This window comes from Paenibacillus sp. FW101-FHT12H11 (assembly GCF_058790355.1).
In genome coordinates this window covers 85,793-101,323 of the sequence record NZ_JBYTCO010000014.1, presented here as the reverse complement: position 1 = coordinate 101,323, position 15,531 = coordinate 85,793, and the positions used below count along the sequence as shown (strand labels likewise).

Genomic DNA, 15,531 nt, shown 5'->3' with positions numbered 1-15,531 from the left:
GAGCCAGGATCAAACTCTCCATAATAGAAAAGCTGAATAGCTCATTGACTTGCTAGCGAGATTTTACAATCTCATTTTGTCGTTTACTCGACTAATTTGCTGATTTACTTCATCTATTTGTTCAGTTTTCAAAGAGCTTTATTGCGTTACCGTTTAAAGCGTTAATGTGTCGCTCTTGCGGTGACAAGAACATATACTATCAGGTTTCAAAACGAATTGCAAGCATCTTTTTATATACAATATCTTACAGCTTGAAAAACCCTGAATTAGCACGATCTAGGCGCCAAATCAACTGCTTCCCTTGCAAATGAACACCACCGATCCAGTCATCGATACCATTCAAAGCAATATGGTCTTCTTTGCCCGTGAGAACTAGTTTACCCGCATCTGTTAATCTTACTCGCCAATTCTCGAACTGAACAGGTAAGGGTTCACCGTATTGAGGAAGTCTGTCACCCCCGGTAAGAGAGATTAATGGATGATCACATAACCGGAGCCGCTCTAACATACCCCAGAATTGCAAATCACCTAAGCCAAAGTCACTGGCTTTCTCGCTTACATATTGAAATAAGGAATAGAGAGAAACATCCGTTCGATCAATTTCCTCTAGAATGAGCTGCTCCAGGCTGCTCAAACCATTTTGCATAGAGGAATAGCGCCCTAAATTAGCCTCTAGAGCCCTTTTTAGAAAAGGAAGCTCCGACAAGTCCTCCCCCATCAAAACTGCCAAAGACAGCGGTTCAGAGGCCGAATAGGCACTCCATACCTTAGCAGCAATGTTAAGCTGCGCTTCTGTTACTGGCGACATCTCGCTGTAGAGTTGAGGAATTTGATGTTCGAGCTTTTGATCATATTGGATAAGCGATAGTCGCTTTTGGCCATAGTGCAGATTAGATAGTCGCGTTAATAAATAACAAAGCATCAACTGGTCAAAAAGATCCTGATCAAACCATAGGATAATTTCGCTTGCCTCATCTGAGAGCTTATCCAATTGCTTTTCTTGATGAAGCGTGGTGGATGTAAACAGCTCTTCCGGGATCCCATGCTTTCGAAACATATAGGAGGCCCTAATGGGTAAAAGGAGGCTATCTGACATTCGCATGCCGATAGGTCCTTCATATAGAGACTCGCGCCACACCAGAATGTCACCATCTATGCTCGACTTACGCAGTTTATCTCCAAAAGCGTCACCGTTCACAATATGCAGCTTTCCTGGCATGGCGCACCCTCTTTTCAAAAAATTTAAATTAACCTTCACCCAGCAACTGCAGAAGCTCCTGTTCGTCATCAATAATCCGAATGCCAAGCTCCTGTGCCTTGGTCAACTTGCTGCCGGCGCTCTCCCCTGCAATAACGATGTCCGTTTTCTTAGAAACACTACCGGTAATTTTGGCCCCAAGCGCTTCCAGCTTCTTGGCGCATTCGTCGCGCCCCATAGTGGAAAGCGTCCCCGTAAGTACAACCGTTTTGCCGAAGAACGGATTGTCCGGGCTAGCCAGCACGACGGCAGGCTCCTCGGCAATCGGGTTGACTCCGGCGGCCAACATGCGCTCAATACTGGATACCATGACAGGATCACGGAAAAATGAGTAGATGCTCTCGGCAACAATACCACCCACGTCTGGGAGCGTGATGAGCTCCTCCGGCGTTGCCGCCATGATTTTGGGCAGGCTGCGATAATAATCGGCCAGCACTTTGGTTGTCGTTTTGCCGGAGTTGGGAATGCCTAGTGCATATAGGAACGACGCGAGGTCGCGCGATTTACTTTTCTCCAAAGCGCCCAGTAAATTGTTGACTTTCTTCTCCCCGAACCGGTCAAGCTTCACCAGATCGTCGAACTTCAGCGCATAGAGATCCGCAGGATCGTTGACGCCAAGCTCTTGGTGCAGCTGCGAAGCCGTCATCTCGCTGAAGAACTCTATGTCCATCGCATCGCGCGAAGCAAAATGCGACATACGGCCAACGAGCTGCGGGCTGCAGCCAAGCCGATTCAAGCAGAACAGATGCGCACCACGCATCTCCAGCTCGCTGCCGCAAGAAGGACAATGCGTCGGAGCGACAATTTCCTCGCCGTCATTCTCCTCGGTCACTTTACCGAGAATTTCGGGAATGACGTCATTGGAGCGACGAATGTAGACAAGGCTGCCTAAGGCGTGCTTGAGGTTCTTACGCTCGATGTCGCCGACGTTATTCAACGTACAGTTTTGTACGGTAACGCCAGCGAGGTCTACAGCTTCTACGCGAGCTAACGGCGTAATTTTGCCGGTGCGGCCTACTTCCCAGGATACGCTTTGCAGGATCGTTGTTGCTTCTTCGGCTTCAAACTTGTACGCGATAGCCCAACGAGGGAACTTCTCCGTATAGCCAAGCACTTCCCGCGTGCGCATGTCCGTAAGCTTAACAACGCTACCATCGATGAGGAAGTCAAAACCTAAACGTTCTTCGGCGATCCGCTCCAGCTCTGCGCTTACTTCTTCGATCGTATTGAAATACCGTGTACGATTGCTGATTTTGAAATGGTTGTCCCGTAGGAACTGAACCATATCCGCATGGTTAGCAAATTGAATATTGTCCGAATAACCTACGTTATAGAAGAAAGCGTTCAGTTTGCGCTCTGCGGTTACTTTGGGATTCAGGTTACGCAGTGCTCCGGCGGCTGCATTACGAGCGTTTTTGAGCGGCTCTGCGGCCGTCTGATTGTACGCTTCAAGGACAGACAGGAACATCATGCCTTCACCCTGTACCTCAATCGTCCCTTGATCATACGGAATCTCGAGCGGGATAGATTTAATCGTCTTGATCTGTGCTAAAATCCCTTCTCCTACGGTACCATTCCCACGCGTGGAGGCCTGTTTTAGCTGCCCCGCTTCATAGGTAAGATTGATCGTAAGCCCATCAAACTTTAATTCCACAACATAAGTAGGGTCCGGCAAAGGAGTTTCCGGGTTCTTGCTGTTATAGTCGGCAATCAATTTAAGAACACGTGTATGCCAGGTTTGAAGATCCTCCGCATTTTGCGCTTTGTCCAAGCTCCATAGACGGGCTAGATGGCGGTGCGGTTCGAAACCCTTCAGGATATCGGCGCCCACACGCTGGGTTGGGGAAGAAGGCAGGATGGTTCCCGTCTCCTTCTCCAGCGCTGTTAATCTATCATATAAAGCGTCCCACTCGGCATCCGAAATCGTCGGTTGATCGAGTGTATAATAATTATGATTGTGCTTGTTAATTTCTTGGATGAGGGTTTTCATTGCCGCGATGGCATCTGTCATTACGGGCTCTTCCTCTCTAATGGGAAATGGGTAATCCAAGGGTGAAATGTCCTGCCCCTACACTTTGGTAATCGGGGCGAATTTCGCCAGCAGGCGCTTAAGGCCATTAGGCGCCGGAAAAGCAATTTGCAGCTCGGTGTCGTCACCCGAGCCTTTCACGGACACAACGGTGCCGACGCCCCACTTGCCATGCGACACTTTGTCGCCGGCTTTGTAGTCCGGCACCGGATCGCCCGCGGCAGGCTGCGGAGCCCGGAACGCAGGCGGCTTCACAGCCGCCGCAGGGCTTGGCGCAGCCTCGCCGGCACTTGGCCGTCCGAAGGAGGACGGCGTGCCCCAGGCAGACGAGCCGCCGGAACCGCGGCTCGTCGAGGAGGCGGCGGTGCTGCCGCCTCCGCTGCTGCCCCACGAGCTGGTGCGGCCACCTCGTGAGAAGCCTCCGCCGATGGAACCTCCCATCGAGACTTTCTCCAGAAGTTCCGGCGGAATCTCCTGCAGGAATCGCGATGGCGCGTTAGCGGCGGTGCGGCCAAAGAGCGTGCGCATGCGCGCGCACGTGAGGAACAGCTCTTCCTCGGCGCGCGTGATGCCGACATAGGCCAAACGGCGCTCCTCTTCAAGCTCTTCGTTATCGGCAAAAGCCCGGCTGTGCGGGAAGACGCCTTCTTCCATCCCGATGATGAACACAACCGGGAACTCCAGACCTTTGGCGCTGTGCATCGTCATTAAGACGACAGCGTCTTGTTCTTCCTCAGGTTGGTCTTTATCTAAAGTATCGATATCGGCGATAAGCGCCAAATCGGTCAAGAACGAAATGAGGGACTTGTCCTCGTTGCGTTTCTCAAAGTCCATCGTCACGGACAGGAACTCTTCAATATTTTCGAGACGAGCTTTGGATTCAATCGTATTTTCCCGCTGCATTTCCAAACGGTACTGAGATAGCTCCAGCACCTTCTCGGTAAGTTCCGTCACGGATAAGTATTCAACCATCCGGTTCAGATTATCGATCATCTCACGGAAATCAGCCAACGCGTGTTTCGCTTTGGCATTGATCTCCAGAACATCAATTTCCTCCAGCATGGCAAATAACGAAATCCCGCGGCGTCCAGCCATCTCCGCAACTTTATCCATTGTGGTGCCACCGATACCCCGCTTCGGAACGTTGACGATCCGATTCAAGCTGATATCATCGTTGGGATTGGAAATGAGCCGCAAGTAAGCCAAAATATCTTTGATCTCTTTACGATCATAGAACTTCACACCGCCAACAATCGTATACGGAATGTCGGATTTAATAAGAATCTCCTCTATTACCCGTGATTGTGCATTCGTCCGGTAGAGAATGGCATGATCGGCGAACTTTTTACCTTTGGACTTGTTTTTGTTAATTTCACCTGTTATGAAATAGCCTTCTTCATGTTCCGTGTCGGCTTGATATAGCTTGATGCCTGCCCCGCCCTCTTTGTCGGTCCACAAATTTTTGGGCTTACGGCCCGTATTGTTGGCGATGACTTTATTCGCCGCGTTCAAAATATTCGAGGTGGAGCGATAATTTTGCTCTAATAAAATGGACGTGGCATCCGGGTAATCATTTTCAAAATTAAGGATATTCGTAATGTCGGCTCCGCGCCAACGGTAAATGGACTGGTCGCTGTCTCCTACGACGCAAATGCGCTTATGTTTGGCAGCAATCATTTGACACAGCATATACTGCGCCCTATTCGTATCTTGATACTCATCGACGTGAATATATTGAAATTTGTTTTGATAGTAATCCAGAACTTCCGGCACTTCTTTAAACAAATGAATGGTAGCCATAATCAGGTCATCGAAATCCAGGGAGTTGTTGCTTCTCAGCTTTTTTTGGTAAAGCGTATAAATTTTTGAGGTCAGTCCGTCGAAATAGTCACCGATTTTATCTTCAAATTGTTTAGGAGATATAAGTTCATTTTTGGCCGTAGAGATCGCCGCTTGAAACGTCTTGGGTTCGTACTTCTTCGTATCGATGTTGAGTTCCTTACAGCAGGTTTTGATCACGGAGAGTTGGTCGCCTGAATCCAGAATCGTAAAATTCGAGGTGAAACCGATTCGCGAAATATCTCTGCGCAGCATACGTACACACATGGAGTGAAACGTGGAAACCCAGATATCGTTCCCGCTCCCGCCGACCAGTTTGCCTACACGCTCCTGCATCTCACGTGCTGCTTTATTCGTAAAGGTTAACGCTAGAATGCTCCATGGCGCCGCTTTGCGTGTGCCGATCAGGTAAGCGATCCTATGCGTGAGCACCCGCGTCTTTCCGCTTCCCGCGCCAGCCATAATCAAAAGTGGACCGTCAACCGCTTCAACCGCTTTGCGCTGCTGGGGATTCAACCTTTTAATCGCATCTAAGATATTGACTGTCTCGTTCATTAAGTTACCTTCCTGTTCTATCAAAATTCACGTTCACTGTCTGAAGCGCCTGCTCCAGATCACTATAGATGATGTTGCCTACGACAATGGTATCTGCCACTTCCGCCGCTTGCTGCGCTTTGGCCAAGCTGTCGATCCCGCCCCCATAAAATAAACGGGCATTCTCCAGAACTTGCCGCGTCCTCCGCACCAGCTCCATATCGCCGAAGACACCGCTGTATTCCAAATATACAATTGGCATGTTAAATAACTTGTCCGCCATTCGTGCGTAAGCCGCAACATCTTTGGCATCCAAGTTCGAACGAGCTTTCGTCAGCTTCGCCGCCGCAGCCTCGCTATTGAGAATCACATAACCTTCCGTTACAATCTCGTCCCAATTGAGCAGGGAACCATACTCCTTCAACGCCTCATGATGCTGCCCGACGATCCAATTCGGATCTTCCGCATTGAGCACCACGGGAATAAAATAGAGATCGAACCCGGGGACGATAGCCTCTTGGCTAGAAATTTCAAGTACACACGGCAATTCGTACTGGCGAATCCGGGCCATGAGGTCTACGGTATTATCAAACGTAACACCTGTTGAACCTCCAACCATTATCGCATCCGTTCCCGACTGACAAATGAGGTCAAGCGCCTCATCGGATATATCACGATCAGGGTCCAGCTTAAAAACATGATTCCACTTCCGTATATCGACAATCAATTGTTTCCCTCCGATTAGGCGGCAATCCTGCCATACTATCAACAGTCTATGCTACCCATTCAGGTGTGTCAAATGACAAAAGACGGGCTATTTGCCCGTCTTTTCAAAGAATATGCTTGCAGCGTGTTCCGATCTTCACCCGAGCTTGTTTTCCGCCCGAATACGCACAAATGTTCCCACCTATTTCACTTCAATGTTAAGAATTTTCTCGACATTCAGGTCTTTGTGATCATTTTGCTGAAGTTCAAGGCGAATCTCGTGTTTACCAGCAGCTAAATTGTTCAGCGTTAACGGACCTGTTTTGCCGATCATCGCTTTCTGCTTGCCGTCCACGTACAGATGCAGATGTCCTTGCCCCTGTACATTCGCTTTATCCATACTATCGGCAGATAGTTGGAAATTCGTTGTCTGGTACGTAATCGTTACATTTCTGCCATCCACTTTGGAAACTTGCGCATCAATGGCCGGTTTGGCGCCGGAAGCCACCGTTTTCACACTGCTTTCTGCTTGGCCGCCTGCCACCGTTGTCGCTACCTTAGGGCCTGCTCCGGTTGAACTAATGACTTCCTCTTTAGAACCGCATGCAGTTGTCACTGCTCCAAGTAACATTAAAGTCGCTGCGCCGTAAATCCATGTTTTTTTCATCAGCTCTACTCCCTTTTCCCATAAGTTTGGACATCCTTGTTCCTTATATATGTGTGACAAGCCGCTTCCATACCTTGATTATGAGAAAAGTGGGACAAAATCAAAAAAAAGTTGGGACACAGAAAAAACAAAGACGCCCTAAGCTTATCGCTGCGGACGTCTAATTGATTAAAAGCTATATTTGCTGCCCTCATGCTGTTTGTTCATGTAGGAGTTCTCGCCGGTTACATTGGAAGTTTGGCGGGAAGCGATGCTTGAATTCGCCGATTTGCCGGCCATGCCAGCATTCTCCGATGCTCCATAAGCGGATGATGCCCCGTAGCTTTGGGAGTAGCCATAGCTCGTTTGGCCGTAGCCTTGCCCTTGATTGTTATGCACGGCGTTCGGATACTGGGACGTATTGATGATCGGTTGGATTGGCGCCTGATGTTGGTGCAGGCCAGCGATTGGATTGTGCTGTTGGCTTTGCGCCTGCTGGTGCTGATTTTGGGAGTACTGCTGTTGTTGTTGCGGCTGCTGCTGGGAAATCCCCATCGGCTCCTGCTGTTGGTAGCTCATCGTCGGTGCCTGGCTCAAATTCTGGTGCACGAAAGACTGCAGCTGAGCTGCGGTCTGGCTTTGCTTCTGCAGCTCCTGTTGGATTTGCTGCTGCTCAGCCGGCTGCATCTCGTAGTATCCGAGTTTTTGAATTTCTTGAAATAAAGTCGCATGACATTGAAGTGTCTTGGTCAATAAAGTTTGAAAGGTCTGTTTAATTTGGGGATTCACGGCCTCTGTGACCGCTGTTGTGTACTCCCCTGCACTGCGTTTCAACTCGGATAGAACTAAATTAGCAAGATCCTGCTCTTGCAAAAGCACTTGGTGCTGCTGCTGTTGTTGGTAGGCATTTTGTTGATACATGCTTCTTGCACCTCCTCTGTGTACGTGTTAGTGGGTCAAGCCTGATTGCTGCTGCAGCGTGTTGATGAGGATGCTGACGCTTTGGAGCCGTTCCTGGGAAAGTTGAGACATGGTTTGCTTCAACGATGGACTTTGGCTGCCAACAGAAGCATGCACGCAAAGCTTTGCTAATAAATCTTCATTCTTCAACGTATCCGATAGGTACGAGAGCTCCTTGCCGGTAATGGTTTGGTTCCCTTGATTGTTGTACATGTGAATGTTACCCTCCTTTCCATTCCTTCTTTGTAGGTTTCCCAAAAATTCCCGTTTTATGTCGTTTGGTAAAAAAATCCTGAGAAAATCGTCGAATGAAAAAAGCCCCGAACAGCATGTAGCTGTCAGGGCTTTCTTTCTATGAAGCAGGCTGCGCCGGCTTACCGGCATAAGCATCCGCTAATTTCTGTATGTCTGCCGCCGCAATTTGGAAGGACCACGTCCCGCCCTGCTTAGCTAGCCAGACTTGGTCTTGGCTTACTTGACCTTCGTAAACCTCGGTAACATCTTTGCCGTCTACAGACAAACCAAGCTCAATTTTGAGCTCGCCGCCTGCCGTCGGCTTCTGAGCAAGCGGCTGTGGCAGCTCCGCGCTATGCAGAAAGACCAGCTCATCCAGTAATGGACTCGCATCCGCGCCTTTCAGCTCCTTATCGCCAAGCTTCCAGTTTGCCTCAGCAGCCACTTTGTCCTTGTCGGTTTTGGCAAGTGACCAGGTCTGACCCTTCCACGTGACCTTCACCGATTGAACCTTGTCATTCTCGATCTTGAACGGGCTTGTTTCGGCAAAGTCAACCGGAGCCTTGTTCAGCGAAGACAAAGATTGATCACTGACTTGGTAAACAACCGGAGAACCTTCCACTTGAACGTAGGAGAAACCTTCGATTGGAAGAGCAGTTCCGACCAGAAGCCCCTTTTTAGAGCCATCTTTCATCGTAACTTCATAAGTGCCAACAGGCTTATCTAAGCCATAATTGGCTAAGTTGCTCGCTTGTTCTTCCACCACTTTGGTAGAAGTCACTAAACCGATAGCATCCAGCCACGAATCAACCTGATTCGTATTCATTGGCGCCGCAGCCGGCGTTTTCATTTCCCAGCCGCTGTCCGTACGGTTCAAATCAATCTGCTGCTCTTCGGTTTTCACCGCAAGGGACTGCACGTCTTCCTGTTTTAGCGTGAGAAGGGTTTTCGGTTCTTCTTTTTTCTCTTGAAAGAAGTCTTTGCTCGATGCGTACCAGAAACCGCCGATACAAATAACCACTAACAGAATCGTAGGAATAAACCGTTTCATCCTCTTCTCCTCCTCCACCAGATCAAGCCGCCGATGACTAAGAACAAGAGCGGTAAGAACACGATCGTGACTAAGAAAATCGTATTCGCCTGGCTAGGCGTAATCATCGCTTGCTGGAAGGCATCTCCTTGACGCGGACGAATCGTAATTTGATCCTTCTGCTCCTGCAGCCAACCGATACTGTTCATTGCAAAATCTTTATTCCCTTGGTTCTGAATATCTTGATCCAATACAAACGTCGAACCACCAAGAATAACAGCCTTAGGCTTATTATCTTTGTTCGAAATCGCATAACCCAAGTTCAGCGGGCCTTTGACATCCGTCGCGTCTTGTTTGGTTTTGGATTGTGCCAACAGGTTAATGTCGGTTTCACCGTATGCTTTGTCAGTCGTTTTCAATAGCAGCGATTGCGTGTAATCCGGCGCACTTTCATCTGCATTCAAGCTCACTGCCAGCGACAGCATCGTAACGAGATTATTGCTGGAAAGCTTGTTGGTAATGTCATGGGGACCGTAGTCCGGAATGATCGTTAATGGATCGTAAAGCGACGTTTGTTTTGGTTCAATCGCAATTGCGTGCTGATCCTGGATACCATACGTTTTCATGATGGCATCAATATTTTTCCACTTGGTCGCCATATCTTTATCAAAGCCCAGCGCCATGTAGATTTTACCTTTATCCTTCAAATAAGCCTTAATCAGATCAGCTTCTTTGTCGTTCAAATCGTTTTGCGGGCCTAGCAGCATAAGCATCTGCGCGTCGTCAGGTATTTTACCCTCAACATACAGATTGAGATCCTTCACCGTATAATTGGCGGCTTCCAGACTGCTTCTCAAGATCGACATCGCCGTCAGCGGATACTCTTGATGACCCGAAAGCATGTACACCGTGTGTTTCTCCGTAGATGTTAAGCTCGTAATCGCTTGCGTGAACTTCTCTTCCCCGGAAAACGTGTAAGATCCGTCCTGCTGACCCACGAACAACTCGTAGAAATTCACGTTCTGTTTCTTGGTACCCATTTCAAAAACGAGCGTGCCGCCTTGATCGACGCCATATTGCTTAGCCATAGAAGGCTGTTTCAGCATATCGTATTCGTCATACGTGATTTTGCTGCTTTGCTTCTTGTACTCCTGGATCATATCCGTAACCTGACGTGTTACGAATTCATTGTTGTCGCCGCTATTTGTAAAAGCAATGACATGAATATCTTGATTTAGATTTTTAAGCGTGTTGACTGTTTGCTCCGAAAGCGTGAAATTTTTGTTTTTCGTCAAATCGACCTGAAAGCCTTTCAGCGAGTGAAGGAAAATGGTCAGAATGATGAAAATACCGATCACCGCGATGGATAAAACTGTCGCATTCGTTCCCCGTATCCACTTGTTCATCCCGCTCACCTCCAACGCTTTCTTTCAAGGACTTGTATGCTTAGAACGAGAAATACCGCTGTTAATGTGACATAAAAGAGGATGTCTCCGCCATGCAGAACGCCTTTTTGCAGGTTCGTCAAATGGCTCGTCAATGAGAATTGACCGACATAATCTTTCAGTTTGCCTGTCATGCTGGAGCTCACCCAATCAAGCAGCCACAGCAGCAGCAAAATCACAAAACCGGTAATACCCGCAACCATCTGGTTGTTAGACAGGCTCGACGCGAACAAACCGATAGCCATCATCGCGCACCCTATCAGGAACATGCTTAGATAGGACAGCCATAGAACCGGCTTATCCATCTCTCCGAAAGCGGACATGATAAGCGGATAAATCAAGGAAATTGCCACCAGTCCCACCTGAACGATGAAAGCGGACAAATATTTGCCCATCACAATTTCACCGATGCCTGCAGGCGATGTAAGCAGCAGCTCATCCGTGCCTTGACGGAATTCATCCGCGATCAGACGCATCGTCAATAACGGGATGATAAACAGATAGATAAACGAAGTGTTGCCTACCACGGAACGCGCATCAACAATCGGCGGCTGACCGCTTACAAAATTGATGTAGAAGAAGAAACTGGACAGCAGCACATAGAAAGCGAAGGCTACATATGCAACTGGCGAAAAGAAATACATTTGCAGCTCTTTCGAGCAGATCGCCCAGATTTTACGCATCGTTGTCTTCCTCCTCTTCCGATTTGCTATCCGCTTCTGCAGGCTCGTCCGTCGTCAGCTTGAGGAAGATATCCTCCAGGCTGAGGCTTTCGCGCTTCATCTCGAGGATCGGGTATCCTGCGCCGGCCAGGCGGAAGAATAGATCCTCCCGGATGTCGGAGCGATCCGCCGAAGTGACGAGCAGCTTCACGGACTCCTTGGCGGCCGGAGCTTCTTCAGCCGCAGGCTCTGCGGATGTTTCTTCTACCGGAGCTGGAGCATCAAGCTCCTTCACGTCAGCGACCGTGTCCAAGCTGCGAAGCTCGGTCAGAATCCGCTCGCGAGGTCCCTTGACCTCGAGCGACACTTCAAACGTCTCGCCCATCGTGCGGCCGAGGTGCTCAGGACGCTCGTCGAGTACGACGCGGCCTTGGTTAATAATGAGAACGCGGTTACAAATCGCGTTAATTTCAGGCAAAATGTGCGTGCTCAGCAGCACCGTGTGGTTCTCTCCCAGCTCATGAATCAGCTGGCGGATTTCGATGATCTGCTTCGGATCGAGGCCTGACGTAGGCTCGTCCAGAATTAGCAGATCCGGTTGGTGCAGAATCGCTTGCGCGAGGCCCAAGCGCTGTTTGTAACCTTTGGACAGCGAGCGAATAATCTGCTTCTCGCGGCCTTGCAGACCGAGCTTGTCGATCGCTTCGCCGACGCGAAGCTTCTGCTCTCGTGCCGGCACATCACGAAGATTCGCGATAAAGCGCAGGTACGATTGCACCGTCATTTCCGGATAAAGCGGCGGCGTTTCCGGCAAGTAGCCGATTTTGCGGCGCGCTTTCTTCGGATTGTCCGCCATGGAGTGGCCGTCCACCAGGATTTGGCCGTGCGTCGGATTCAAGTAACCCGTGATCATGCGCATTGTCGTTGTTTTGCCAGCACCGTTAGGCCCTAAAAAGCCGACGATTTCGCCGCGCTGCATCGAGAAGTCGATGTTGTGTACGCCGCGATCATTTTCGTACAGCTTGCTGACTTGTTTGACCTCAAGCATCCAAGATCCCCCATTCATTCTTTCGTTCATAGTAACCATCATCACTATACGCGTGGAACAATAAACCAACCTTAAGCAAATCTGAAAAATACATTAAAAAGTTGTGTCTGAATTGTGAACAAAGTATGTTGTTTGTGCCTTAATTTCAGTCTAAACCAGCAAAAGTTAAGTTAAACACGGAGAATGAAATACTTCTGTGTCGTGGGTGTACCTAGGGAACTACAGGACCTCGTTTCCGCAAGAGACCCGTTACAAGTGGAAATGCCGAAATAGCGGAACCTAAGGGCACTATTTGTGTTCTCGGGGTTATTCCAGAGCTTTTCGGGGAACTAGAGGGCCTTATTTCTATAGATTCTGTCGAAGAATCAACAAAATCATAGAAATAAGGGACCCCAGTTCCCCTTCGGCGCATATAGGGGCCGATTTCACAGAAATAGCGCCCTGTAGTCCCCCTAACACAACGTGGGAGGTAGGCGGGGGTAAATAAAAAATAGACCATAAACGGCAAGCGTTTATGATCTACTATGCGACAATTTATTTCACCAATTGACCGCGAGTTACGCCCAACTGATTAGTAGCTTTCAGTGAACGCCACACTTGCGTTCCGCTGATTTCACCGTTAATCGCACGGCGGTACAAGCTTAGAATCTCATGTACCTTGTCCGGCGTCTCTTCAAGGAACTCTACGCGGAAAGAGCGAATGCCCAAATCCATGAAATGGTTCAGATATTCAGCGCCAGATTGATCCACTGCATTATAAACCGTGTTGCGGCAGCCTTCATCGACGCGAACGGGATGCGACATCCCGACCCGGTCCTGCAAGGACACATGGTGATCTTCACATGGACGACCACAGTTCGTGAAGTCTGTGCCTTCGCTCAAGAACGTGCAGTACACGCAGTGCTCCGTATGGAACATCGGCATATGTTGATGGATGACGACTTCCAGCTTGGAAGTTTCAGCGCGGCCAAGCAGATCAACCATCTGCTGAATGTTTAAGTCGTAAGACGGCGTAACCTTCGACAAACCTGCATCCAAGAATAACGAAGCTGTTTTGTGGTTAGCTATATTCAAGGAGAAATCGCCGATAAGCTGCGGCTTAGGCCCATTCGGATGCTCCAGCTGATGCTTCAAGAAGAAGTAAGCGGCACCTGTATTCCGAATCAGCACAGCATCAGGATTCAACTTCAAGATATTGTTAAAATAGCCCGTTTCCCCAGGCATATGAATTCTTGGCGTCGCCAAGGCAATCTTGCGCCCGGCCGCATGCACAGCTTCAACAGCCGCAGGGAACTGCTTAATAAATTCGAAATCAGCGTAAATCATTTGAACGTCGTCTTTTTCAAGCACGGCCTTCACTTGATCCAGATTACGGCAAAGTGCTGTAAGGTGTACCCCGCTGCGATCCGCCAACGACAACGCAGGCGCCTGCCCAGCGGCTTGTCGCTCAACAGCCGGATGAGGCACGTCGTCATAAACGCCGATCTCACGCTTCATGTACGCACGCGGCTTCTGACGCTCGTCTTCCATAAGTTCTACCGCGCTGCGGCGCATAGCATTAAGCTCGCGCATCGGCACGATGAGTTCACCGTTCAACTGAACATCGAGATCGCTAAGCGCATAGATCGTACCGCCAAGACGGCCAAACTGATCAGCGAACAGCTGCTCATCCATCGGTCTTTTCTCTGCACGAACAAGCGGAAGTTCGGATTGTACGAAGACGGTATGGCCCCCTTGCACATCGGTCCACCAGCTTTTGAGCGGCTCGCCTTCAGCGCCGGTAATCTTGATGCTAACCGGGAACGTCCGGTAAGGCTTATCGGTCTCGAACGTCTGGCGCAGACGTTTGTCCAAATGCGGATCGTTCGTCTTCCAGATCCGATCCCCCACATGCAAGCGGCTCAGATCCACATCATTGCGTCCCGCAATGATTTCAATAATGCCGCCCTCAGCTTCGCCTTCGATTTTCTCGCCTTTGCGGCGCAAATCGTAGATACGGCCGCCTTCTTCCTTCTTCGTCGGATCTCCGGCGTCGAATACAATCCCGTCTCCGCGCTTGATCGGAGCTTCAAGCTCACAAACCACACCGTCGCGCAAAATCTGCTTCACGCGGCCAACGAATACCCCGCGGCTCTTCGGAAACGTACCGTCGACGAGCTGTTTATTGTTGGTTCCATTCAAGAAACCAACAGTAAAACCACGAGAGAAGCTTTGTTGCAGCTCGCGAACTTCCTCTTTCGAAGGACGAGCATCTTTGCCTTCAAAATAACGATCAATCGCGCTGCGGTACTTGCTCACGACGTTAGCCACGTATTCAGGGGTTTTCAAACGCCCTTCAATTTTGAAGGAGCACACGCCCGCTTCGATCAACTCAGGCACAATTTCAATAGCCGCCAAATCTTTTGGCGACAGCAAATACGCCACGTCGCCCATCGGCTTTTGCACACCATCAATCATCAAATCATAAGGCAAGCGGCAGGCTTGTGCGCACTCTCCACGGTTAGCCGAACGGCCGCCCCACATTTCAGAGGTCAGACACTGGCCCGAATAGGACACGCAAAGCGCGCCATGCACAAACACTTCCATCGGAAGCTTCGCTTGGTCCCCGATTTGTTTAATCTGCTTCAAATTATTTTCGCGTCCCAGAACGACCCGTTCAATATCAAAAGGTTTCGTAAATTCAACAGCTTCAGGCGATGTAATCGTCATCTGCGTGGAACCGTGAATAGGGAAATCCGGAGAGATTTCACGAATCATTTTCACAAGACCAAGATCTTGCACAATGACCGCATCCACGCCAGCATCGACACAAGCTTCAATCAACTGCTTTGCTTCGCTCAGTTCTTCCTCAAATACTAGAATGTTAAAAGTCAGAAAACCCTTAACGCCGTATAGATGGAGGAAAGACATAATATCCGGCAGCTCGGCCATCGTGAAATTGTGCGCGCGCGCTCTAGCATTAAATTTCTCCACACCAAAAAACACGGCATCCGCCCCATTGGCAACAGCCGCTCTCAAACAATCCCAATCCCCCGCAGGGGCCAATAATTCTATATCTTCTCTGCGTATCGTACGCATGGCAGCAAATCCTTTCAATAATAGATCCTCAAGCGACCCTCTTAGTCTTCTCTTTAGTGTAAC

General features: G+C 49.3%; 12 protein-coding genes. All 12 read right to left on the bottom strand.

The window, feature by feature from the left end:
- Positions 1–244: 244 nt before the first annotated feature.
- Positions 245–1,219: a DUF1835 domain-containing protein gene (locus tag AC3WTJ_RS34700; protein ID WP_492526031.1), complete on the bottom strand. Its 975-nt coding sequence runs from the start codon at positions 1,217–1,219 to the stop codon at positions 245–247.
- Between the two features lie 28 nt (positions 1,220–1,247).
- Positions 1,248–3,269: an NAD-dependent DNA ligase LigA gene (ligA, locus tag AC3WTJ_RS34695; protein ID WP_492526029.1), complete on the bottom strand. Its 2,022-nt coding sequence runs from the start codon at positions 3,267–3,269 to the stop codon at positions 1,248–1,250.
- 57 nt (positions 3,270–3,326) lie between these two features.
- Positions 3,327–5,681 (bottom strand): DNA helicase PcrA, encoded by a 2,355-nt coding sequence (pcrA, locus tag AC3WTJ_RS34690; protein WP_492526027.1) that lies wholly within the window; start codon positions 5,679–5,681, stop codon positions 3,327–3,329.
- Between the two features lie 4 nt (positions 5,682–5,685).
- On the bottom strand, positions 5,686–6,387 hold the full coding sequence (gene pcrB, locus AC3WTJ_RS34685) for a heptaprenylglyceryl phosphate synthase (protein ID WP_492526025.1): 702 nt from the start codon (positions 6,385–6,387) through the stop codon (positions 5,686–5,688).
- Positions 6,388–6,567: 180 nt separating this feature from the next.
- On the bottom strand, positions 6,568–7,032 hold the full coding sequence (locus AC3WTJ_RS34680; protein WP_127453250.1) for a DUF6130 family protein: 465 nt from the start codon (positions 7,030–7,032) through the stop codon (positions 6,568–6,570).
- A 168-nt stretch (positions 7,033–7,200) separates the two neighbouring features.
- The gene (locus AC3WTJ_RS34675; RefSeq protein ID WP_492526023.1) at positions 7,201–7,932 is read right to left on the bottom strand and encodes a spore coat protein; all 732 of its coding nucleotides are present in this window, start codon (positions 7,930–7,932) and stop codon (positions 7,201–7,203) included.
- Between the two features lie 27 nt (positions 7,933–7,959).
- Positions 7,960–8,184: a hypothetical protein gene (locus tag AC3WTJ_RS34670; RefSeq protein ID WP_127453252.1), complete on the bottom strand. Its 225-nt coding sequence runs from the start codon at positions 8,182–8,184 to the stop codon at positions 7,960–7,962.
- Positions 8,185–8,323: 139 nt separating this feature from the next.
- Positions 8,324–9,256: a DUF4340 domain-containing protein gene (locus AC3WTJ_RS34665; protein WP_492526021.1), complete on the bottom strand. Its 933-nt coding sequence runs from the start codon at positions 9,254–9,256 to the stop codon at positions 8,324–8,326.
- Positions 9,253–10,641 carry a GldG family protein gene (locus AC3WTJ_RS34660; RefSeq protein WP_407870165.1) on the bottom strand — a complete coding sequence of 463 codons (1,389 nt, stop codon included), beginning with the start codon at positions 10,639–10,641 and terminating at the stop codon, positions 9,253–9,255. The genes AC3WTJ_RS34665 and AC3WTJ_RS34660 overlap by 4 nt, the downstream gene beginning before the upstream one ends.
- A 5-nt stretch (positions 10,642–10,646) precedes the next feature.
- The gene (locus tag AC3WTJ_RS34655; protein WP_127453255.1) at positions 10,647–11,363 is read right to left on the bottom strand and encodes an ABC transporter permease subunit; all 717 of its coding nucleotides are present in this window, start codon (positions 11,361–11,363) and stop codon (positions 10,647–10,649) included.
- Positions 11,356–12,390 carry an ABC transporter ATP-binding protein gene (locus AC3WTJ_RS34650; RefSeq protein ID WP_492526037.1) on the bottom strand — a complete coding sequence of 345 codons (1,035 nt, stop codon included), beginning with the start codon at positions 12,388–12,390 and terminating at the stop codon, positions 11,356–11,358. The genes AC3WTJ_RS34655 and AC3WTJ_RS34650 overlap by 8 nt, the downstream gene beginning before the upstream one ends.
- A 534-nt stretch (positions 12,391–12,924) precedes the next feature.
- Entirely contained in the window at positions 12,925–15,468 is a 2,544-nt protein-coding gene (locus tag AC3WTJ_RS34645) for a U32 family peptidase (RefSeq protein ID WP_492526018.1), read from the bottom strand.
- Positions 15,469–15,531: the final 63 nt, after the last annotated feature.

Bases quoted from the DNA above. Each gene is read 5' to 3' on its own strand.
- AC3WTJ_RS34650 (WP_492526037.1), bottom strand. From the start codon at position 12,390: ATGCTTGAGGTCAAACAAGTCAGCAAGCTGTACGAAAATGATCGCGGC.
- AC3WTJ_RS34665 (WP_492526021.1), bottom strand. From the start codon at position 9,256: ATGAAACGGTTTATTCCTACGATTCTGTTAGTGGTTATTTGTATCGGC.
- AC3WTJ_RS34675 (WP_492526023.1), bottom strand. From the start codon at position 7,932: ATGTATCAACAAAATGCCTACCAACAACAGCAGCAGCACCAAGTGCTT.
- AC3WTJ_RS34680 (WP_127453250.1), bottom strand. From the start codon at position 7,032: ATGAAAAAAACATGGATTTACGGCGCAGCGACTTTAATGTTACTTGGA.
- AC3WTJ_RS34645 (WP_492526018.1), bottom strand. From the start codon at position 15,468: ATGCGTACGATACGCAGAGAAGATATAGAATTATTGGCCCCTGCGGGG.
- AC3WTJ_RS34670 (WP_127453252.1), bottom strand. From the start codon at position 8,184: ATGTACAACAATCAAGGGAACCAAACCATTACCGGCAAGGAGCTCTCG.
- ligA (WP_492526029.1), bottom strand. From the start codon at position 3,269: ATGACAGATGCCATCGCGGCAATGAAAACCCTCATCCAAGAAATTAAC.
- AC3WTJ_RS34660 (WP_407870165.1), bottom strand. From the start codon at position 10,641: ATGAACAAGTGGATACGGGGAACGAATGCGACAGTTTTATCCATCGCG.
- AC3WTJ_RS34700 (WP_492526031.1), bottom strand. From the start codon at position 1,219: ATGCCAGGAAAGCTGCATATTGTGAACGGTGACGCTTTTGGAGATAAA.
- pcrA (WP_492526027.1), bottom strand. From the start codon at position 5,681: ATGAACGAGACAGTCAATATCTTAGATGCGATTAAAAGGTTGAATCCC.
- AC3WTJ_RS34655 (WP_127453255.1), bottom strand. From the start codon at position 11,363: ATGCGTAAAATCTGGGCGATCTGCTCGAAAGAGCTGCAAATGTATTTC.